The organism is uncultured Capnocytophaga sp. (genome assembly GCF_938029845.1).
In the GTDB taxonomy this organism is placed as follows: Bacteria; Bacteroidota; Bacteroidia; order Flavobacteriales; family Flavobacteriaceae; genus Capnocytophaga.
Genome location: NZ_CALHGG010000007.1, coordinates 1 through 1,909, shown reverse-complemented (window position 1 = coordinate 1,909; position 1,909 = coordinate 1). Strand labels below are relative to the sequence as shown.

Below are 1,909 nucleotides of genomic sequence, written 5' to 3'. Positions count from 1 at the left end.
TATATGATAAGAAGTATAATATCTTCCAGTCCGATAAGGCCTTCTTCCATGAGGTAGCTCAAGAACTTTCTTTGTTGCCCATAGGGGAGGGAGATGAGCGGCGCTATGTACGTCATCCATTGGCTTTCTTGGTGGAGGCTGCCGATGATATTTGCTATACCCTCATTGATTTTGAAGATGGTATCAACTTGGGATGGATTCCCGAGGACAATGCTTTGGAATACTTGATACAGCTTATACGAGGAAGTAGGATTAAGCCTGAGAATATCACTCAAAAATATTACCAACTCACTCACAAGCAGGATAGGGTAGCCTATCTGCGCGCTCTTTCCATAGGTACACTGATAGGGGAGGCGGTAACACTCTTTGAGGAAAATGAAGAAAGCCTACTAAGAGGAGAGATGACCACTTCGCTCTTGGAAAAAAGTAGGTATAAGAATCAAATTAAGGATATTATAGATCTCAGTGTAGGTAATATCTATCAGTCGCCACAGGTAGTGGAGAAAGAGCTGGCAGGGTATGCCATTCTCCAGCATTTGCTAAGAGTGTATTTTACGGCGGTATATCACAAATGGCACGGCAACACCTCGTCCTATGACCATATTATCCTCAAGACCATTCCAGCACGTTACTTGCAGGAGCAGGAGGGACTCTATGAGCAGATATTGGCTGTTACCTGTTATGTAGCTAGCCTTACCGATACACAGACTACTAAGTTACATTCTAAGCTCAATGGTATTCTTTAAATGAAAAATTAGAACTGAATAGTGAAGAATAGCTATTCACTAATCACTAACAACTAATTACAGATGAAAGATTTACGTATTATATTTATGGGTACTCCTGATTTTGCAACGGGGATACTCCAACGCATGGTGGAAGAAGGCTTACAAGTGGTAGCTGTGGTAACAGTGGCCGATAAGCCGGCAGGGCGCGGACAGAAACTACAAGAGTCCTCTGTCAAGAAGTATGCTCTTTCCCAACAGATACCTGTATTGCAACCTGTCTCCCTCAGGGATGAGGCTTTTCTTGCCGCCCTTAAGGGCTTTCAAGCTGATGTTCAAGTGGTGGTAGCTTTTCGTATGCTTCCTAAGGTGGTTTGGCAGATGCCCCGAAAGGGTACTTTCAACCTACACGCTTCCTTACTTCCCGATTATAGGGGGGCAGCTCCTATCAATTGGGCAATTATCAATGGGGAAACAATCACAGGGGTAACGACCTTTCTTATTGATGAGCAGATAGATACAGGAGCCATTCTCCTGAGAAAGGAAGTAGCCATCACCGAAAGGGAAACCGCAGGTACACTTCATGACAAGCTTATGGTAGTAGGGGCTGACTTGGTAGTGGATACGCTGGCTCTAATCGCTTCAGATAAGGCAGTTCCTCAGCCTCAGCCACAGCCAATAGTAGAAAAGGCAGCACCTAAGATACATAAGGAGACGGCTCATATACCTTGGGAAAAATCACTTGCTGAAATAGATAGGTTTGTACGCGGTATGGCTCCTTATCCCACTGCATGGGCAGAGCTTCACCATGAGGATGAGGTGTATACAGTCAAGATATATGAGGCAACCCCACAGGAGGCCACTCATACGCTTCCGATAGGGAGTGTGTGTGTACAAGATAGGCATATAGAGGTAGCTGTTCAAGGAGGCTTTTTGCGAATAGAAAGTTTGCAGTTTCCTTCCAAAAAACGAATGAGCGGTCGTGAGTTTCTTAATGGGTTTCACTTTGCAGAAGGAGATTTTTTCGCTTGATTATTTAGGTCATTTTCTCATAAAAAAATAAAGTAACAACTAATAAAATGATAAAGTTTCTCATTTTCAATGAATTTTCGTATTAAGTTGTTGGTTTTCTCAATAAAAACCTTACTTTTGTACTGTATTTAACGATTTAAGTATTTATTTTA

Annotated in this window: 1 protein-coding gene and 1 pseudogene; both read left to right on the top strand. The window is 42.6% G+C overall.

Annotated elements, in window-relative coordinates; all coding sequences use genetic code 11:
• Positions 1-746 (top strand): annotated as a pseudogene (locus Q0625_RS00395) (dGTPase); the annotation flags it as partial.
• A 63-nt stretch (positions 747-809) separates the two neighbouring features.
• Positions 810-1,757, top strand: coding sequence for a methionyl-tRNA formyltransferase (fmt, locus tag Q0625_RS00390; protein WP_298822926.1), 948 nt, complete (start codon positions 810-812; stop codon positions 1,755-1,757).
• The last annotated feature ends 152 nt before the right edge of the window (positions 1,758-1,909 follow it).